Origin of the sequence: Pseudomonas sp. B14-6 (assembly GCF_013260315.1) — a bacterium.
Classification (GTDB): domain Bacteria; phylum Pseudomonadota; class Gammaproteobacteria; order Pseudomonadales; family Pseudomonadaceae; genus Aquipseudomonas; species Aquipseudomonas mandelii.
This window is the reverse complement of sequence record NZ_CP053929.1, coordinates 5,146,586-5,164,812: the sequence shown is the minus strand read 5'-3', so window position 1 is coordinate 5,164,812 and position 18,227 is coordinate 5,146,586. Positions and strand designations below refer to the sequence as shown.

At 59.9% G+C, this 18,227-nt stretch carries 13 protein-coding genes and 2 tRNA genes; 4 read left to right on the top strand and 11 right to left on the bottom strand.

Annotated elements, in window-relative coordinates; all coding sequences use genetic code 11:
- Positions 1-55: 55 nt before the first annotated feature.
- The 8 genes from HP062_RS23540 to rnr all read right to left on the bottom strand — a co-directional run bounded on the left by HP062_RS23540 (position 56) and on the right by rnr (position 9,935).
- The gene (locus HP062_RS23540) at positions 56-2,359 is read right to left on the bottom strand and encodes a YgiQ family radical SAM protein (RefSeq protein ID WP_077748929.1); all 2,304 of its coding nucleotides are present in this window, start codon (positions 2,357-2,359) and stop codon (positions 56-58) included.
- Between the two features lie 285 nt (positions 2,360-2,644).
- Positions 2,645-4,039: a replicative DNA helicase gene (gene dnaB, locus HP062_RS23535; protein ID WP_010464182.1), complete on the bottom strand. Its 1,395-nt coding sequence runs from the start codon at positions 4,037-4,039 to the stop codon at positions 2,645-2,647.
- Between the two features lie 108 nt (positions 4,040-4,147).
- Positions 4,148-4,594 carry a 50S ribosomal protein L9 gene (gene rplI / locus HP062_RS23530; protein ID WP_003197251.1) on the bottom strand — a complete coding sequence of 149 codons (447 nt, stop codon included), beginning with the start codon at positions 4,592-4,594 and terminating at the stop codon, positions 4,148-4,150.
- Between the two features lie 19 nt (positions 4,595-4,613).
- Positions 4,614-5,507, bottom strand: a complete 894-nt coding sequence (locus HP062_RS23525) for a hypothetical protein (RefSeq protein WP_010464187.1) — start codon at positions 5,505-5,507, stop codon at positions 4,614-4,616.
- A gap of 36 nt (positions 5,508-5,543) precedes the next feature.
- A complete protein-coding gene (gene rpsR, locus HP062_RS23520; RefSeq protein WP_002551829.1) occupies positions 5,544-5,774 on the bottom strand; it encodes a 30S ribosomal protein S18 in 231 nt (76 codons plus the stop codon).
- Positions 5,775-5,802: 28 nt separating this feature from the next.
- Positions 5,803-6,225: a 30S ribosomal protein S6 gene (gene rpsF, locus HP062_RS23515; protein ID WP_003217491.1), complete on the bottom strand. Its 423-nt coding sequence runs from the start codon at positions 6,223-6,225 to the stop codon at positions 5,803-5,805.
- A gap of 315 nt (positions 6,226-6,540) precedes the next feature.
- A complete protein-coding gene (rlmB, locus tag HP062_RS23510; RefSeq protein ID WP_010464188.1) occupies positions 6,541-7,308 on the bottom strand; it encodes a 23S rRNA (guanosine(2251)-2'-O)-methyltransferase RlmB in 768 nt (255 codons plus the stop codon).
- Positions 7,305-9,935, bottom strand: coding sequence for a ribonuclease R (gene rnr, locus HP062_RS23505; RefSeq protein WP_010464189.1), 2,631 nt, complete (start codon positions 9,933-9,935; stop codon positions 7,305-7,307). The genes rlmB and rnr overlap by 4 nt, the downstream gene beginning before the upstream one ends.
- 226 nt (positions 9,936-10,161) lie before the next feature.
- Here rnr and HP062_RS23500 point away from each other — a divergent pair.
- The 4 genes from HP062_RS23500 to HP062_RS23485 all read left to right on the top strand — a co-directional run bounded on the left by HP062_RS23500 (position 10,162) and on the right by HP062_RS23485 (position 13,295).
- Positions 10,162-10,248, top strand: a tRNA-Leu gene (locus tag HP062_RS23500).
- Positions 10,249-10,414: 166 nt separating this feature from the next.
- A tRNA-Leu gene (locus tag HP062_RS23495) sits at positions 10,415-10,501 on the top strand.
- Positions 10,502-10,719: 218 nt separating this feature from the next.
- Positions 10,720-11,730: an extracellular solute-binding protein gene (locus HP062_RS23490; RefSeq protein WP_145310242.1), complete on the top strand. Its 1,011-nt coding sequence runs from the start codon at positions 10,720-10,722 to the stop codon at positions 11,728-11,730.
- A complete protein-coding gene (locus HP062_RS23485; RefSeq protein WP_172792096.1) occupies positions 11,730-13,295 on the top strand; it encodes an iron ABC transporter permease in 1,566 nt (521 codons plus the stop codon). The genes HP062_RS23490 and HP062_RS23485 overlap by 1 nt, the downstream gene beginning before the upstream one ends.
- Positions 13,296-13,418: 123 nt before the next feature.
- Here the strand turns inward: HP062_RS23485 and HP062_RS23480 are convergent, their stop codons facing one another.
- The 3 genes from HP062_RS23480 to HP062_RS23470 form a co-directional block, all read right to left on the bottom strand.
- Positions 13,419-15,353 (bottom strand): methyl-accepting chemotaxis protein, encoded by a 1,935-nt coding sequence (locus tag HP062_RS23480; protein WP_172792095.1) that lies wholly within the window; start codon positions 15,351-15,353, stop codon positions 13,419-13,421.
- A gap of 150 nt (positions 15,354-15,503) precedes the next feature.
- The gene (locus HP062_RS23475; protein ID WP_010464193.1) at positions 15,504-16,796 is read right to left on the bottom strand and encodes an adenylosuccinate synthase; all 1,293 of its coding nucleotides are present in this window, start codon (positions 16,794-16,796) and stop codon (positions 15,504-15,506) included.
- A 54-nt stretch (positions 16,797-16,850) separates the two neighbouring features.
- Entirely contained in the window at positions 16,851-18,038 is a 1,188-nt protein-coding gene (locus HP062_RS23470; RefSeq protein WP_010464194.1) for an ATP phosphoribosyltransferase regulatory subunit, read from the bottom strand.
- Positions 18,039-18,227: the final 189 nt, after the last annotated feature.

The window sequence follows — 18,227 nt, the reverse complement described above, 5'->3', positions numbered from 1 at the left end:
AGACAATAAAAAACGCCAACCCGAAGGTTGGCGTTCTGTTATCAGCGGTCAGCGTTTAGCGCGGCACTACCGGCTTGCGCGCAGGCTTCGGTCCCTTGCCTTTGGCCGCGTCCTTGCGATCTTTGGCCGCCTGTTGGTTGCGGGCGAATGCCGCCGCCTTGGCCTGTTCACGCTTGTCCCACGGATTGCCGCCATCGCTGGCACGTGGTGGCAGGCCGGTGTGCTGGGTCAGGATCTTGGTGGTTTTTTCCCCTGCAACCTTGTGACTGCCGGCCGGCGTCGAGTTCTTGCGACGGGCGCTCTGGTAGCTGTCGGTCGCCGGCTGATGCAGCGGGATCAACTGGTTCTTGCCCGGTCCGATCAGGTCGGCGCGGCCCATGCGGGTCAACGCTTCACGCAGCATCGGCCAGCCTTTCGGGTCGTGATAACGCAAGAACGCCTTGTGCAGGCGACGCTGCTCTTCACTCTTGACGATGGTCACCGCGTCGCTCTTGTAAGTGACCTTGCGCAGCGGGTTCTTGCCCGAATGGTACATCGCGGTGGCGGTGGCCATCGGCGACGGGTAGAACGCCTGCACCTGGTCGGCGCGGAAGCCGTTGCCCTTGAGCCACAGGGCCAGGTTCATCATGTCTTCGTCGGTGGTGCCCGGGTGGGCGGCGATGAAGTACGGAATCAGGTACTGCTCTTTCCCGGCTTCCTTGGAGTACTTCTCGAACATGCGCTTGAACTTGTCATAGCTGCCGATGCCCGGTTTCATCATCTGGTTGAGCGGACCTTCCTCGGTGTGTTCCGGGGCGATCTTCAGGTAACCGCCGACGTGGTGGGTCACCAGCTCTTTGACGTATTCCGGCGACTCGACCGCGAGGTCGTAGCGCAGACCGGACGCGATCAGGATCTTCTTCACACCCGGCAAGGCACGGGCGCTGCGGTACAGCTGAATCAGCGATGAGTGATCGGTGTTCAGGTTGGGGCAGATGCCCGGGAACACGCACGACGGCTTGCGGCACGCGGATTCGATTTCCGGGCTCTTGCAGGCGATGCGGTACATGTTCGCAGTCGGGCCACCGAGGTCGGAAATCACGCCGGTGAAGCCTGGAACCTTGTCGCGGATCTCTTCGATTTCGCGAATGATCGATTCTTCGGAACGGTTCTGGATGATCCGGCCTTCGTGCTCGGTGATGGAGCAGAAGGTGCAGCCACCGAAGCAGCCACGCATGATGTTCACCGAGAAGCGAATCATGTCGTAGGCAGGAATTTTTTCCTTGCCATACGCCGGGTGCGGAACCCGTGCGTAAGGCATGCCGAACACGTAGTCCATTTCTTCAGTGGTCATCGGAATCGGCGGCGGGTTGAACCAGACGTCGACTTCGCCATGCTTCTGCACCAAGGCGCGGGCGTTGCCCGGGTTGGTTTCCAGGTGAAGCACGCGGTTGGCGTGAGCGTACAGAACCGCATCGCCACGGACTTTCTCGACCGAGGGCAGACGAATCACGGTTTTGTCGCGGGTCATTTTCGGGCTGGCCAGGATCTGCACGACCTTGGCTTCGCTCGGGTCTTCAACCGGACCTTTTTCCTGCTCGATCGCGCAGGCCTGGGTGTCCTGGGTGTTCACGTACGGGTTGATGATCTTGTCGACCTTGCCCGGACGGTCGATGCGCGTGGAATCGACTTCGTACCAGTCCTTCGGCGTGTCACGACGGATGAACGCGGTGCCGCGCACGTCAGTGATGTCTTCGATCTTGTGACCGAAGGACAGACGCTGGGCGACTTCGACGATCGCACGCTCGGCGTTGCCGTAGAGCAGGATGTCGGCGCAGGCGTCGATCAGGATCGAGTTGCGCACCCGGTCCTGCCAGTAATCGTAGTGGGCGATGCGACGCAGGGAAGCTTCGATGCCGCCGAGCACGATCGGTACATTCTTGTAGGCTTCCTTGCAGCGCTGGCTGTAAACCAGGCTCGCGCGGTCCGGACGTTTGCCCGCCAGGCCACCCGGGGTGTAGGCGTCATCGGAACGGATTTTCTTGTCGGCGGTGTAGCGGTTGATCATCGAATCCATGTTGCCGGCCGCGACACCGAAGAACAGGTTCGGCTCGCCGAGCTTCATGAAGTCGTCTTTGGACTGCCAGTTTGGCTGGGCAATGATCCCGACGCGGAAGCCTTGCGACTCCAGCAGCCGGCCGATGATTGCCATGCCGAACGACGGATGGTCAACGTACGCATCACCGGTGACGATGATGATGTCGCAGGAATCCCAGCCAAGCTGATCCATCTCCTCCCTGCTCATCGGCAGGAATGGCGCCGGGCCGAAACATTCGGCCCAGTACTTGGGATAGTCAAATAACGGCTTGGCTGTTTGCATGACGATGACCGGTGTTGAGATGAAAAATCGCGGGCGCGGAATATAGCACAAAAAACAACCAATTCCGACGGCTATGGTCGGAAATTGCGGCGCCCGTTTCGCGCAAAGATCCAGAGGCCAGGCGCAACCCTTGTGGCGAGGGAGCTTGCTCCCGCTGGGCAGCGAAGCGGCCCCAAAACCTTCGACCGAATTTTTCCAGACGGACCGCATTCCTCAGCTTTGCGACTGCTGCGCAGCCGAGCGGGAGCAAGCTCCCTCGCCACAGGCAAGCGTCCTGCCTGGGCGTTACTCGTCGTCGAAGTTGTAGCTGCCCGGTGCGAGGTTTTCGAAGCGGGTGTACTTGCCGATGAACGCCAGCCGCGACGTGCCAATCGGGCCGTTCCGCTGCTTGCCGATGATGATCTCGGCGATGCCTTTGTGCTCGGTTTCCGGGTGGTACACCTCGTCCCGGTAAACGAACATGATCACGTCAGCATCCTGCTCGATCGCTCCGGATTCCCGGAGGTCGGAGTTGATCGGCCGTTTGTTCGGTCGCTGCTCCAGGGAGCGGTTGAGCTGGGACAACGCAACCACCGGGCAGTTGAATTCCTTGGCCAGGGCCTTCAAGGAACGGGAGATCTCGGAAATCTCGTTGGTCCGGTTGTCACCGCCCGAACCCGGGATCTGCATCAATTGCAGGTAGTCGATCATGATCAGGGCGATGTCGCCGTGCTCACGCACCAGGCGTCGGGTCCGCGCACGCATTTCCGACGGGCTGATGCCGGCCGTATCGTCGATGAACAGTTTGCGATCGTTGAGCAGGTTGACCGCCGAGGTCAGGCGCGGCCAATCGTCGTCGTCCAGGCGACCGGCACGGACCTTGGTCTGGTCGATACGGCCGAGGGACGACAGCATACGCATGATCAGCGATTCGCCTGGCATCTCGAGCGAGTACACCAGTACGCACTTGTCGCTGCGCAACACGGCGTTTTCCACCAGGTTCATCGCAAAGGTGGTTTTACCCATGGATGGACGGCCGGCGACGATGATCAGGTCAGACGGTTGCAAGCCACTGGTCATTCCGTCGAGGTCGGTGTAACCGGTGGACAGGCCGGTAATGGCGTTGTCGGTGTTGAACAAGGTGTCGATGCGGTCGATAGCCTTGGTCAACAGGTCATTCACACTCACCGGGCCGCCGGTCTTTGGCCGGGCCTCAGCGATCTGGAAGATCTGGCGCTCGGCTTCGTCGAGAATCTCTTCAGCGGTACGGCCTTCCGGGTTGAAGGCACTGTCGGCAATTTCGGAGGCAATACCGATCAGTTGGCGCAAGGTTGCCCGCGCACGAACAATCTGGGCATAAGCCTTGATGTTGGCGACGGACGGCGTGTTTTTCGCCAGCTCACCCAGGTAACCGAGACCACCGACCTGCGAGGTCTGACCTTCCTTGTCCAATTGCTCGGCAAGGGTCACGACGTCGATGGGGGAGTTCTGGTCGGCGAGCTTGGCGATCGCGCGGAAGATCAAACGGTGGTCATGCCGATAGAAATCGCCGTCCGACACTTGATCCAACACGCGTTCCCAGGCGTTGTTGTCCAGCATCAAACCACCGAGCACGGCCTGTTCGGCCTCGATGGAATGCGGCGGCACCTTCAGGGCAGCGGTTTGCAGATCGTATTGCTCGGGAGCGGAGATATCGTTCATGGCCACTAGAAATTGGGGGTTTCAGAAAGACAAAGGGCACGACCTGTAAACAGGATCGTGCCCGATGTTACCGGCAAGCACCCGAGGGTGCCAGCCGACAAGTGCTGCTTAAGCTGCTACCACGACAACGCGTACGGTGGCTTCAACTTCGGCGTGCAGGTGCACGGCTACGTCGAATTCGCCTACGTTGCGGATGGTGCCGTTCGGCAGACGAACTTCGCTTTTTGCCACTTCAACGCCAGAGGCGGTCAGTGCATCAGCGATGTCGTGAGTACCGATCGAACCGAACAGCTTGCCTTCGTCACCAGCGGTGGCAGTGATAGTCACTTCCAGCTCAGCCAGTTGGGCGGCACGGCTTTCAGCCGAAGTTTTACGGTCTGCTGCGGCTTTTTCCAGCTCAGCGCGACGCTCTTCGAACGCAGCCAGGTTGGCAGCGGTCGCAGCGGTAGCTTTGCCGTAAGGCAGCAGGTAGTTACGACCGTAACCAGCCTTAACGTTTACTTTGTCACCCAGGTTGCCCAGGTTGGTGACTTTTTCCAGAAGGATCAGTTGCATGTGAAAATCCTCTTAACTTTTAACCTTCACCGTTCGCGCTATCGACGTCTTTCGGCGTCGAACGACCGCGAAAATCAATCAGGCTGTCGACGATGGCCAAGACCACCAGCAACGGATAGATCAGCTGCATGAACAGCAACAGCGTGACGTACAACCCCACCAGCCAGAACCTGGCCAGTCGCTTTTGCGCCACCAGCCCGTGAATCAGGGCCAGCCCGGCGAACACCAGCGGTACGCTGCACAACGGCGTCAACATGGCCATCTGTGGACCGATGTTCGGTCCCAGAAGCATGAACGCCAGCAGCAACATCGCTGGTAAAAGCGGGAATCGGATGGCGCGAAACTCGCGACCAAAACCACCCGGGTTGTACAACAACGCCTGCCAGTAGCGCCCGACAATCAGGCTCAGCACACTGACGATTTGCAACAAGGCCGCAATCAGGCCGGTCAGGACCGGTGCAATCAGGGACGCAAAATGCGCTTGCTCGTCTACCGACAACTTCTGGTAGACATCACCGAGTAGCGACGGCATGACTTTTATCAAAGCCTGCGCCAGCATCTCGATTTGGGGAGCAAAAACTGTCCCCAGCACCACTGCAAACACCACTCCCATCGCTATGCTGACCAGCAGCACGCGGTTCCAGGACTCGCTTGCGCGCAAAACCAACGCAAGGCTCGAAGACCCCAGCAGCACCAGAAGTGCCCGTGGGTCATCGGAGTAAAGCCACCAGATCAACGCCGGCAGCAGCCCCAGAGCAAGTACGCCAATGGCGTCCTTCAATCCGCGCCGCAGGAGCACAAGGCATCCGGCGGCAGCACCCAACCAATACAACAACGGCAGTATTGCGCATCCAGCCACTACCAGAGTGGCCTGCATACGGCCGCGCATGATGAACTCAGCTAAGGCGCGCATGCATTCAATCCTTTGCTACGTGTCGACTGCCCGGTCTCAGCGGCCGTGGCTGTCGGTGTAGGCCAGCAGGGCCAGGAAGCGGGCGCGCTTGATAGCGGTGGCCAGCTGACGCTGATAACGAGCTTTGGTACCGGTGATGCGGCTTGGAACGATTTTGCCGGTCTCGGATACGTAGGCTTTCAGAGTGTTGAGATCTTTGTAATCGATCTCTTTCACGTCTTCAGCGGTGAAGCGGCAGAATTTACGACGACGGAAGAAACGTGCCATTTGATAGGCTCCTTAAAAGGTCCGTGGATTACTCGTCAGCGTTATCGCTGTTGTCGCTGTCATCACTATCAGCGCTTTCAGCGCCTTCGTGCTCAGGACGGTCGCGACGCTCACGGCGCTCACTGCGGTTTTCTTCAGCCTTGAGCATCTCGGATTGGCCGGTAACGGCTTCTTCGCGACGGATGACCAGGTTACGGATCACTGCATCGTTGTAGCGGAAGTTGTCTTCCAGCTCGGCCAGGGCCTTGCCAGTGCACTCAACGTTCAGCATCACGTAGTGAGCCTTGTGAACATTGTTGATTGCGTAGGCCAGTTGACGACGGCCCCAATCTTCCAGACGGTGGATTTTGCCGCCGTCTTCTTCGATCAGCTTGGTGTAACGCTCAACCATGCCGCCGACTTGCTCGCTTTGATCCGGGTGGACCAAAAAGATGATTTCGTAATGACGCATGAATGCTCCTTACGGGTTGTAGCCTGCCGTTCAAAAACGGTCAGACAAGGAGTGAATGACACTTATGGACTTGCTTGCGATAGACACGTGAGTGCCTGCCGTCACAGCAAGGGGCGCAATTGTAGAGAAGGGATAGAAGAGGTGCAAGGCAATTGGTGATTATTTGAACAGTTCGTTCGCACCGCAACTTTTCACCCTGACACAAACCACTGTGGGAGCGAGCCTGCTCGCGAAGGGGGCATGACATTCAACATTGATGCTGAATGTTACTCCGCTTTCGCGAGCAGGTTCGCTCCCACAGGGATTACAACCGGCTTAAGACTTCTTGCCGCCCGCCGCCGCTTTGACGCTGCGCTGGCGCTGGGCCTCGAACAGGCAAACGCCAGTCGCCACAGACACGTTGAGACTGCTGACGCTGCCCGTCATCGGCAGATGCACCAGGTAGTCGCAAAGATCGCGAGTCAGGCGACGCATGCCACTGCCTTCCGCGCCCATGATCAGGATGGTCGGGCCGGTCATGTCTTGCTGATACAGACTCTGCTCAGCCTCGCCCGCCGTACCGACAACCCACAAGCCTCGCTGCTTGAGTTTTTCCAGGGTTCGCGCCAGGTTGGTCACGGCGACCAACGGAATCACTTCCGCCGCACCACAAGCCACCTTCCGTACCGTCGGGGTCAGGGTGGCCGACTTGTCCTTCGGCACGATCACCGCCAGCGCACCGGCCGCATCGGCCGAACGCAGGCAAGCGCCCAGGTTGTGCGGATCGGTCACGCCGTCGAGCACCAGCAGCAGCGGCGCGCCTTCGGTCCGATCGAGCAACTCGTCGAGCATCGCTTCGCCCCAGACCTGGCTCGGGCTCACATCCGCCACGACGCCCTGGTGCACGCCCTCAACCCAGGCATCCAGCTCACGGCGCTCGGCCTGGCCGACGGCCACGCGATTTTCCGCAGCCAGGGCGATCAGTGTCTGAACCCGCGGATCACTGCGGCCTTCAGCCAGCCAGATTTGCTTGACGCGTTTCGGGTGGTGACGCAGCAATGCTTCTACAGCGTGCACGCCGTAGATCTTTTCCAGATTACTCATGACTTGGCCTTAGGTTTACGCGCACCGCCGCTTTTGGCTGGGGCCGAACCCGCTTTTGGCGGGCCTTTACGGTGTTTGCTTGGCTTGCTGCCGGGGGCCTTGTCAGGCGCCGACCGTCCGGTCTTTCCCCCAGACGCCGCTTTACCGCCGCTTTTTGCTTCAGACAGTAACGCCTGTTTCAATTCACGGCTTTTACGCAGCTCGGCATTTTTCGCCGCAGCATCGCTTGGGCGATAGGCTTCGACAGCCTTTTCCTTGGCAGGACGACGACCGGTTTTTGCCGGTGCCGGTTCTGCTGCGGTTTTGGCCGATGTCTTGGCGGCTGGCTCGGTCTTTTCAGTTCCGCGCTTTTTGCGGCCGATCGGCGCGCTGATGGTTTTTTCCGCCATCTCGAAGTCGATCTTGCGTTCGTCGAGGTCAACGCGCATCACGCGCACTTCAACGGTGTCGCCAAGGCGGAAGCTGCGACCGGTACGCTCACCGGCGAGGCGGTGGTGCACAGGGTCGAAGTGGTAGTAATCGCCCGGCAGCGCGGTGACGTGCACCAGGCCTTCGACGTAGATGTCGGTCAGCTCGACGAACAGACCAAAACCGGTCACTGCGGTGATCACACCCGGGAACGATTCGCCCACACGGTCTTTCATGAACTCGCACTTGAGCCAGTTCACCACGTCGCGGGTGGCTTCGTCGGCACGGCGTTCGCTCATCGAGCATTGCTCGCCGAGCTGCTCCAGCGCCGCTTCGTCGTATGGATAGATGCGCGCTTTCGGAATAGTCATCGCGCCGGCACGGCGAACGTGCGGGGTGTTCTGCTTGGAATGGATGACGCTGCGGATCGCCCGGTGCGTGAGCAAGTCCGGGTAGCGGCGGATCGGCGAGGTGAAGTGGGTATAGGCTTCGTAATTCAGGCCGAAGTGGCCCTGGTTATCGGCGCTGTACACCGCCTGGCTCAACGAGCGCAGCATGACGGTCTGGATCAAGTGGAAATCCGGACGGTCCTTGATGCTGGCCAGCAAGGCCTGGTAATCCTTCGGCGACGGGCCGTCCTTGCCTTTGTGCAAGGACAGGCCGAGCTCGCCGAGGAAGGCGCGCAGTTTTTCCAGACGCTCCGGTGGCGGACCGTCGTGGACGCGATACAGCGCAGGGATTTCGTGCTTTTTCAGGAATTCGGCGGTGGCCACGTTGGCCGCCAGCATGCATTCCTCGATCAGCTTGTGCGCATCGTTACGCACGGTCGGACGGATTTCGGCAATCTTGCGCTCGGTACCGAAAATGATCCGGGTTTCCTGCGTTTCGAAATCGATCGCGCCACGCACGTGACGAGCAGCCAGCAGCACTTTGTACAGTGCGTAAAGCTGCTTGAGGTGTGGCAGGACATCGGTGTACTCGCCACGCAGCTGACGCGCTTCTGTGAGTTTCGGCGTTTCCAGCATCGCGCTGACCTTGTTGTAGGTCAGGCGGGCGTGGGAGTGAATCACCGCTTCATAGAAGCAGTAGTCGGTCATCTCGCCGGTTTTGGAGATGGTCATCTCGCAAACCATGGCCAGGCGATCGACGTGCGGATTCAGCGAGCACAGGCCGTTGGACAGCTGCTCCGGCAGCATCGGCACGACGCGCTCGGGGAAGTACACCGAGTTGCCGCGAACCTGGGATTCGTTATCCAGTGCCGAACCGATCTTCACGTAGCTGGAAACGTCGGCAATCGCCACGTACAACTTCCAGCCGCCGGAGAACAGGCGCAGCTTGCCAGGCTTGGCTTCGCAGTAAACCGCGTCATCGAAGTCGCGCGCATCTTCACCGTCGATGGTCACGAACGGCAGATGACGCAGGTCGATGCGCTTCTCTTTGTCTTTCTCTTCAACTTCAGGCTTGAGCTTGGCGGCTTCTTTGAGCACCGCCTCAGGCCAGACGTGAGGAATATCGTAGGTGCGCAGGGCAACGTCGATTTCCATGCCCGGCGCCATGTAGTTGCCCACGACCTCGACCACGTCGCCTTGCGGCTGGAAGCGTGGGGTCGGCCAGTGCGTGATCTTCACTTCGACGAATTGACCGATCTGCGCGTTGGCGTTACGACCCGGAGTGACCAGCACTTCTTGCTGGATCTTCGGGTTGTCCGCCACCACGAAGCCGATACCGCCTTCTTCGAAGTAGCGACCGACGATGGTCTCGTGGGCACGGGACACCACTTCGACGATCATGCCTTCGCGACGACCGCGACGGTCGAGGCCAGACACACGGGCCAGGGCTCGGTCACCATCGAACACCAGGCGCATTTGCGCCGGGCTCATGAACAGGTCATCGCTGCCGTCGTCCGGGACCAGGAAGCCGAAGCCGTCACGGTGACCGCTGATGCGGCCCAGGATCAGGTCGAGCTTATCCACAGGCGCATAGGTGCCGCGACGGGTATAGATCAGTTGAGCGTCGCGCTCCATGGCGCGCAGGCGGCGACGCAGGGCTTCGATCTGGTCTTCCGTGGTCAGACCAAACTCTTCCACCAACTGCTCGCGGTTAGCAGGCGAACCCCGATCAGCAAGGTGCTGAAGGATCAGTTCGCGGCTAGGAATAGGGTTTTCATATTTTTCCGCTTCACGAGCGGCCTCGGGATCGAGGGACTGCCAATCGGCCATTAGAGAGTTTTCACCTTGTCTATATGCGGGTTAGTTTGGCATAGGCGTAATGAAACGGGAAATTTCAGGCTGCGACAGCCCATCTAAAGCCTTATATCGACAGCGCAAAGCTGATTTAAATGCCGCTGGTAAAATTTTCCAGGTTTTTTTGATGCCAGGGGTTTACAGTTAAAAAGACGCTCCGTATAGTGCGCGCCATCGACGACGCACTAGCGTTGCCGATACTGCCCAGATGGTGAAATTGGTAGACACGCCAGCTTCAGGTGCTGGTGACCGCAAGGTCGTGGAAGTTCGAGTCTTCTTCTGGGCACCAATTACGAGCTTGAGATTAGATCAATTTCAAGGCTCACACAAAAACCCGCGAAAGCGGGTTTTTTGCATTCTAAACATCTGATTTATTAAATCTAAATCAGGGGTTTACAGATCAAAACGCTCTCCGTATAGTGCGCCACATCAACAGCGGCGACGCTGAAGATTATGCCCAGATGGTGAAATTGGTAGACACGCCAGCTTCAGGTGCTGGTGACCGCAAGGTCGTGGAAGTTCGAGTCTTCTTCTGGGCACCAATTCAAATTCAAGGTTTCGATCTTGGATTTCACAGAAACCCGCGAAAGCGGGTTTTTGCGTTTCTGGCATTCAAAAACTTCAAGCCATTACTCCTCCCTCGCCAAAGAGATCGCACCCCTCTAGCAAAACCCTCTGCGCCCCGCAAGGCGCACTTGAGAAACAATATCGTTTATCATTGTTTCAAGTTTTTGCAATGCGACAGTGAGGAACCCTGCGAATGATGTTTCGAAATACCCTGCGCCGCGGCCTGACCTTCACCCTGCTCGGCCTGGCACTCGCCACTCCCCTCACCCAGGCTGCTGATCCAGTTTCCCTGACCCTCTACAACGGCCAACACAAGGAAGTCGGCGACGCCATCGCCAAAGCCTTCGAGGCCAAGACCGGCATTCACGTCAATGTGCGCAAAGGCAGCAGCAATCAGCTCGCCAGCCAGGTCGTCGAAGAAGGCGACCGCTCTCCCGCCGATGTGATCTACACAGAAGAATCGCCTCCGCTGAACAAACTCGGCGAACAGGGCCTGCTGGCCCAGACCGACGCCGCCACCCTCGCCGTTCTGCCGAAAGACTACGTCGCCGGTAATGGCACCTGGATCGGCATCACCGCCCGGGTCCGCGTGGTCGCTTTCAACCCGAAACTGATCGATGAAAAAGACCTGCCCAAGTCGGTGATGGAATTCTCCGATCCGAAATGGCAAGGCAAGGTCGGTTTCGTACCTACCAGCGGCGCGTTCCAGGAACAGGCCGTGGCAATCATCAAAGTGCATGGCATGGACGCGGCCGAAGAATGGCTGACCGGCCTGCGCGCGTTCGGCAAGACTTACAGCAACAACATGGTTGCGCTGAAAGCGGTGGAAAACGGCGAAGTCGCCACCGTGCTGGTGAACAACTACTACTGGTTCGCCTTGCAACGGGAAAAAGGCCAGCTCGACTCGAAACTGCATTACTTCACCGGCGGCGACGTCGGCGGCCTGATCACTGTTTCCAGCGCCGCCGTGCTGAAATCCAGCAAGCATCCAAAAGAAGCCCAGCAATTTCTCGCCTACATGGCCAGCGAAGAAGGTCAGCGCGTGATCACCCAGACCACCGCCGAATACCCGCTGCACAAAGGCATGGAATCGGATCGCGGTCTCAAGCCGTTCAGCGAACTGGAGGCACCGAAAGTCACCCCGGCCGACCTCGGCAACGCCGAAGAAGCCCTGGACCTGGAACGTGACGTTGGCTTGAACTGATGAGCGCATCGTTATCCGCCCCCGCCTCGCGCGGGGGTTACGTGCCACGGCGCAAGCGGCCGTCGATCTGGCTGCTGCTGCCGGTTTTGCTGCTGGTGGTGCTCAGCCTTTTGCCGCTGGTGTATGTCGGGCTCAAGACCTGGCAGGCCGGCTGGGCCGAGGCGCTGCATTTGCTGTGGCGGCCTTATGTGTTCGGGCTGCTGCGCAATACATTGGCGCTGATGATCGGCGTGACCGTCGCCTGCGGCGTGATCGGTTTGTCCCTTGCCTGGCTGCTGGAACGCAGCAATCTGCCGGGACGGCGTGTGTGGGGCGTTATCCTGTGCTTGCCGTTCGCCGTGCCGGCGTTCGTCAGCAGTTTTACCTGGGTATCCCTGAGCGCGCATTTCGAAGGCCTGGGCGGCGCGATCCTGGTGATGACCCTGTCCAAGTACCCGCTGATCTTTCTGCCCGTTGCAGCAACCCTGCGCAACCTCGATCCGTCCCTGGAAGAGTCAGCCCGCACGCTGGGACAGAATCGGTGGGGCGTGTTTTTCAGGATCACCCTCCCCCTGCTTTGGCCGTCCCTGCTTGCAGGTTCGCTGTTGATTGCCCTGCACATGCTGGTGGAGTTCGGCGCCCTGTCGATCATCGGCCTGCAAACCTTTACCACCGCGATTTATCAGCAGTTCGAACTGGAATTCAGCAACGCCAACGCGGCGATGCTGTCGGCGGTGCTTCTGGCGCTGTGCCTGGTGCTGTTGTGGCTTGAGTTGCGAGTACGCGGCAAAGGCCGGCACGTGCGCACCGGCCAGGGCGCAGCGCGGCAGGCGGAACAGGTTCGACTGGGGCCATGGACGGTTGCCGGACAGGTTTACTGCCTGGCATTGGCAATCATCGGCAGCGGCATTCCGCTGGGGATGCTGGCGTACTGGCTGGCGGTAGGTTCGTCGGCAGCATTCCCGGTGGCAGCAATCAGCGAGGCGCTACTGTCGTCCCTGGCGCTGTCGCTGGGTGGCGCTGCACTGTGCCTGATGCTGGCGGTGCCGGTGGGATTGCTGGTGGTGCGGCACAAAGGCCGGCTGGCGATCTGGGCCGAGCGCTTGCCCTATCTGCTGCACGCGCTGCCAGGCTTGGTGATTGCGCTGACGCTGGTGTATTTCGCCCTGCACTACGTGCCGGTGCTGTACCAGACTTCGGCACTGCTGCTGATCGCTTATGCGCTACTGTTTTTGCCATTGGCGCAGGCACCGATTCGCACGGCGCTGAACAAGGCCGCGCCGCAACTGGAAGAGGCGGCACGCACGCTGGGGGCATCGTCTTTCAGTGCGTTTTGCCGGGTGACGCTGCCGATCATCTTTCCAGCACTGGGTGCAGCGTTTGCGCTGGTGTTTCTGGATGCGATGAAGGAGCTGACGGCGACGCTGCTGTTGAGTCCGACCGGGCTCAATACGCTGGCGACGGAGGTTTGGGCGCTTACCGCGAACGTGGAGTTCGCGGCAGCGGCGCCTTATGCGGCGTTGTTGATTCTGGTGTCGGGGCTGCCGGTTTATTTACTGACAACACGGATGTATTTGAGCCGATAAGACCGCCATCGCGAGCAGGCTCACCCCCACATTTGATCTGAGGTGGTCACAAATTCTGTGCCCACCCACAATCCCGTGGGAGCGAGCCTGCTCGCGATGACGTCAGCTCAACCAATACAAATCTTACGCCCTGAACTGCCCCAGGCTTGCCTTCAGCTGCGCCGCCAACCCATCCAGCACCTTGCCGCTGGCCGTGGTTTCCACCACCGCCTGAGCCGCTTTCTCAGCTTGCGCATGAATCGTCTCAACCCGACCGCGCACCGCCTGCGCACCTTGCGCCTGATGCGCCGCTGCCTGGGTCGCCAGACCAATCGCCGCATGCACCTGCTCGACCGATGCCTGCACCGATTGCTGCAACCGTGCGCTGTCACGCAATACCAGCAAACCTTCATTGGCCTGACGCCCGGCCTGGCCGATCGCTGCCACCGCTTCACGCGCACCTTGCTGCAAGGCCACGATGTGCGCCTGGATGTCGCCGGTGGAGCTTTGGGTCTTGCTCGCCAACGCCCGGACTTCGTCCGCCACCACCGCAAAGCCGCGACCGGTTTCGCCGGCACGCGCCGCTTCGATGGCGGCGTTCAGTGCCAGCAGGTTGGTTTGCTCGGCGATCCCGTGAATCACCGTCAGCACCACTTCAATCTGCTCGCTCTGCTGCGCCAGACGCTCGATGACTTTCGCTCCGGTATCGACCTGCCCGGCCAACGCCTCGATCAGGCTGCCGACCTTCGCCGAAGTTCGAGTGTTCTCATCGGTGGCCGAACGAATGTCCACCACTTGCTGCAACGCAGCCTGCATGGCGTGGCTTTCCGACTGGGCCTCATCGGCCATCTGCGACAACGCGCGCAGGCTCTCAGCCACCTCATCACGCTGCATGCCCGCCGCCGCATCAGCTCCGGCATTGCGCAGGGTCATGGCGCCGATTTCCACACCGGTACGCTGGGCCACATCGCCCGCTTCGCGCACGATCGGCTGCAACTTATCCACAAAGCGGTTGACCGCCGCGGCCATATCGCCGATTTCATCTTTGCTATTGATCTGCACGCGCTTGGTCAGGTCGCCCTCACCCGCCGCCAGGTCATCCATGGCCGCAATGAGCATTTTCAAGCGATTGACCACGCGACGGCCCAGTACCACTGCGAGCAACAGCAGCACACCGCAACCGACCAGCGCCAGGAACATCCCGATGCGCCAGCGCAATGTCGACGCCGCTTCCTGCACGGTGCTGGTGGTGTTGGCTTTCATTTCAGAGGCCGTAGCCTGCGCAGACGTCAGACGCGCACGCATCGCCGTAGCGCTGTCGGCGGCCGCGCCTTTGAGGCTGTCGCCAACCAGTTGATCTCCGCTGGCGATCAGCGCCGCAAAACGTTTATCCAGGGCCGCCAGATCAGTTTCCACCGAGGCGGTCGAGACACCCATCAAGACCTTGCCGATTTCCACACCATTGGGGTTGATCGATGCTTCGAGGTAGTAGACCGACGGATCGTTCTTCGCCGCGTCCAGCACTTTGTCCAGCGCACGCTCGCCCTGGCCTTTCTCCAGCAGCGCCTTGTTGATCGGGTTTTCGCGGTTGAGGTAGCGCGTCAGGTGCTGACCCGTCGCGTCGTCATACACCACGAACAACACGTTGGGATTGCGCTGGGCCCGGCGGGCAAATTCGGACAGGGTTGGAACGTCGCTGTCCCACATGGCACGCGGAGCGACCGAGGCCAGCAGTTGCGCCATGTCGTTGGCCGAATCCTTGAGATCCTTTTCCAACGTAGCACGCAATTGCACCTGCTCGTCTTTCAAACGAGTCGACAAGCCGGCAGTGAGTCGCTGACGGGTGCTGGTAGAGAGGTTGTCCAGGCTCGACGTGACTTCACGCCCCGCCTGCTCAAGCTCTCCAGACAGTTTTTGGCTGTCGACACCCAGACGCACACCAAGATCAGCCTCAAGCGCAGTCACCGTGCTCCGAGTCAGAGCAACAGCCACCAGCACCTGCACCAAAAGGGCGATACCAAGGGTAACGAACACAGGCCGCAACAAACGGCTTTGTAACAATGAGAGAACGGCCGACACTTGGAATCCCTCTGCTTTGGCGCCATTAAATTGATGGCGCACTGGAAGCGATGCTTTTATTCAACATCACAGCAAAGGTCATGCCGTCCGGCAGGTATAAACGACAAAGGGCCCAATCAAGGGCCCTTTGCTTTCTACATCAACAACTTATTAAGCGAACGGGTGACGCAAAACGATGGTTTCGTTGCGGTCCGGGCCCGTCGAAATAATGTCAATCGGCGCACCGACCAACTCTTCGACGCGCTTGATGTAGTTGCGAGCAGCTTGCGGCAGCTCTTCCAGCGTCTTGGCACCGACGGTGGATTCGGTCCAGCCTGGCATCTCTTCGTACACCGGCTCCAGGCCGATGTAGCTGTCGGCGTCAGTCGGCGCGTCGATCACTGCACCATCCTGGTTCTTGTAGCCAACACAGATGTTGATGGTTTCCAGACCGTCCAGCACGTCCAGCTTGGTCAGGCACAGGCCCGAGATGCTGTTGACGTCGATCGCGCGACGCAGGATGACGGCATCGAACCAACCGCAACGACGGGCACGGCCGGTGGTAGCACCGAACTCGTGGCCACGCTTGGCCAGGAATGCACCCACGTCGTCGAACAGCTCAGTCGGAAACGGACCCGAACCCACGCGAGTGGTGTACGCCTTGGTGATGCCCAGGATGTAATCCAGGTACATCGGACCAAAACCCGAACCGGTAGCGATGCCGCCCGCGGTGGTGTTGGAGCTGGTCACGTACGGGTAGGTACCGTGGTCGATGTCCAGCAGGGAGCCTTGGGCGCCTTCGAACATGATGTCTTTGCCAGCGCGACGCAACTCGTGCAGCTCGGCGGTGACGTCGAGCATCATCGGCTTCAGCAGCTCGGCGTATTCCATGCACTCGTCGAGTGTTTTCTGGAAGTCGATCGCAGGCTCTTTGTAGTAATTGACCAGGACGAAGTTGTGGTAATCCAGCAACTCACCCAGCTTGGCGGCGAAACGCTCACGGTGGAACAAGTCACCGATGCGCAGACCGCGACGTGCAACCTTGTCTTCATAAGCCGGGCCGATGCCGCGACCGGTGGTACCGATCTTCAGCTCACCACGGGCCTTTTCACGGGCCTGGTCCAGCGCGACGTGGTAGGACAGGATCAGCGGGCAGGACGGGCTGATACGCAGGCGCTCACGCACCGGTACGCCTTTCTCTTCCAGCTTGATGATTTCCCGCAGCAGAGCGTCGGGTGCAACCACCACGCCGTTGCCGATCAGGCACTGCACGCCTTCGCGCAACACGCCCGACGGAATCAGGTGCAAGACGGTTTTTTCGCCGTCGATCACCAGGGTGTGACCCGCGTTGTGGCCACCCTGGTAGCGCACTACGGCGGCAGCATGTTCGGTCAGCAGATCAACGATCTTGCCTTTGCCCTCATCACCCCATTGGGTGCCCAGGACTACGACATTCTTACCCATAACACTTGTCCTCATTCGCGCAAACTTGGTGCCGGCCGCAGCCGACAGGAAAACTCAAGAAGCCAGTGGCGATACTTGCCAAAGCCCGTTCTGCTGAATCAATTGCCGGTCGCAGTCCGCTTCACGGGCGGCGGCCAAAGGTTGTCCAGGCAACGCCTGAACGACACGCTGACCCTCACTGCGCAACTGACAAACCTGCTGCCAGAGTGCCGCATCCGTACTGTCAGGCATCCAGATACCGCCAGACGGTAGCTTGATCTCAGCACGCCCCAGGGTCACCAGGGTTTTCAAATCGGTGGAGAAGCCGGTTGCCGGACGAGCGCGACCGAAGTCGGCGCCGATGTCGTCGTAACGACCGCCCTGGGCAATGGACTGGCCAACACCCGGTACGAACACCGCGAACACCACACCGGTGTGGTAGTGATAGCCGCGCAACTCGCCCAGGTCGAAATAAAGCGGTAACTCCGGGAAACGCGTGGACAGACGCTCGGCAATCGCCAGCAAATCGTCCAGCGCCGCCAGAACCGGCGCTGGCGCATGCGCCAGACGCTCGCGAGCAGCGCTCAATACTTCACGGCCGCCACACAGATCGACCAACGCGCGCAACATGCCCGACAGATCGGCAGGCAAGCCTTCGGTCAAGGTAATGACCTCGTCGATGGCCTTGCGTTGCAACGCATCGAACAACTGCTGTTCAACTTCGCCAGACAGACCGGCCGCACGGGCCAGGCCGCGGTAGATGCCGACATGACCGAGGTCCATGTGCACATCCGGCACGTCGGCCAGTTGCAGCATGGCCAGCATCAGGCTGATGACTTCCACGTCGCTGCTCGGGCTGGCATCGCCATACAACTCGGCGCCCAGCTGGATCGGGCTGCGTGAGGACGACAGGGCGCGCGGCTGGGCATGCAGCACGCTGCCGGCATAGCACAGGCGGCTCGGGCCTTCACGGCGCAGGGTGTGCGCATCGATGCGCGCCACTTGCGGCGTGATGTCGGCACGGAAACCCATCTGCCGGCCCGATTGCGGGTCGATGACCTTGAAGGTCCGCAGATCGAGGTCCGAGCCCGCGCCGGTCAGCAGGGATTCCAGGTACTCGATATGGGGAGTCACGACAAACTCGTAACCCCAGCTCTGGAACAGATCCAACACCTGACGACGCGCGACTTCAATGCGCGCCGCCTCTGGTGGCAGTACTTCTTCGATGCCATCTGGCAGCAGCCAGCGGTCTACCGTTGCCATTACGCCATTCCCCTATGATCCGGGCGGCCAGCCGTTGGGCGAGCCTTGAGTGAAGCAGAAAATGGTCGGCGCATGTGCAAACCACGCGCATAAACAACGTGGCGAAAAGCCTGAAACCGGCTTCGCCAACCACTTTCCTCGAAAAACCTGTCGAGTCATTCAACTCGGGCGCCCGCTAAAAACAGCAAT

Bases quoted from the DNA above. Each gene is read 5' to 3' on its own strand.
- HP062_RS23485 (WP_172792096.1), top strand. From the start codon at position 11,730: ATGAGCGCATCGTTATCCGCCCCCGCCTCGCGCGGGGGTTACGTGCCA.
- HP062_RS23470 (WP_010464194.1), bottom strand. From the start codon at position 18,038: ATGGCAACGGTAGACCGCTGGCTGCTGCCAGATGGCATCGAAGAAGTA.
- rnr (WP_010464189.1), bottom strand. From the start codon at position 9,935: ATGGCCGATTGGCAGTCCCTCGATCCCGAGGCCGCTCGTGAAGCGGAA.
- rpsF (WP_003217491.1), bottom strand. From the start codon at position 6,225: ATGCGTCATTACGAAATCATCTTTTTGGTCCACCCGGATCAAAGCGAG.
- rpsR (WP_002551829.1), bottom strand. From the start codon at position 5,774: ATGGCACGTTTCTTCCGTCGTCGTAAATTCTGCCGCTTCACCGCTGAA.
- dnaB (WP_010464182.1), bottom strand. From the start codon at position 4,039: ATGAACGATATCTCCGCTCCCGAGCAATACGATCTGCAAACCGCTGCC.
- rlmB (WP_010464188.1), bottom strand. From the start codon at position 7,308: ATGAGTAATCTGGAAAAGATCTACGGCGTGCACGCTGTAGAAGCATTG.
- HP062_RS23475 (WP_010464193.1), bottom strand. From the start codon at position 16,796: ATGGGTAAGAATGTCGTAGTCCTGGGCACCCAATGGGGTGATGAGGGC.
- HP062_RS23490 (WP_145310242.1), top strand. From the start codon at position 10,720: ATGATGTTTCGAAATACCCTGCGCCGCGGCCTGACCTTCACCCTGCTC.
- HP062_RS23540 (WP_077748929.1), bottom strand. From the start codon at position 2,359: ATGCAAACAGCCAAGCCGTTATTTGACTATCCCAAGTACTGGGCCGAA.
- rplI (WP_003197251.1), bottom strand. From the start codon at position 4,594: ATGCAACTGATCCTTCTGGAAAAAGTCACCAACCTGGGCAACCTGGGT.
- HP062_RS23525 (WP_010464187.1), bottom strand. From the start codon at position 5,507: ATGCGCGCCTTAGCTGAGTTCATCATGCGCGGCCGTATGCAGGCCACT.